This is a genomic window from Pseudochrobactrum sp. AO18b, from assembly GCF_000409565.1.
Classification (GTDB): Bacteria; Pseudomonadota; Alphaproteobacteria; order Rhizobiales; family Rhizobiaceae; genus Pseudochrobactrum; species Pseudochrobactrum saccharolyticum.
Map to the genome: position 1 here is coordinate 1 of NZ_ANNO01000290.1, position 508 is coordinate 508.

Sequence of the window (508 nt, forward strand, 5' to 3'; positions counted from 1 at the left end):
ACCGGCTGCAAGAAATTGCTGCCGGTTTTTTGTTCTTGCTTGCGGGATATTTAGGTGACAAACAGATTTCTCATTCTGAACCGCTGCTTTGTTGTGCGGAAAACGTAAAATTTTGAGGTCCCGTGAATAAGCTGCTGCGAATTATTCTGATTGTTGTGATTGCTGCAATCGCTGTTGCCGGACAGCGTTGGTATAGTTATGTGACCAATACTACAGATCCGTTTGATGAGGTTGGGATTGATCTGCAATCCTATATGCCTGCACCGATCCGCCATTGGGGTTGTATGCAGCTGAAAAAGAATTTCGGCACAAAAACTTTGCCGCCTTATGGTTGTCAGTCACCGGATAACAGCGCAAGCTGGATTGAGCGATAAGTCCTCTAGAGCATTTCACATTCAAGTTGGATCAACTTGAATGGCATGACAATGCGACAAACTAAAGAATCTAGAGCGAGCGCAGTGATCCAATCTGAACGTAAACCGCTCTAGCAAGATACAAAAAAAAAGGA

General features: G+C 44.3%; 1 protein-coding gene. It reads left to right on the plus strand.

The genetic code is table 11. The features are described 5' to 3' along the window. Positions 1 to 122: 122 nt before the first annotated feature. A complete protein-coding gene (locus A918_RS0111975) occupies positions 123 to 374 on the plus strand; it encodes a hypothetical protein (protein ID WP_022711301.1) in 252 nt (83 codons plus the stop codon). Positions 375 to 508: the final 134 nt, after the last annotated feature.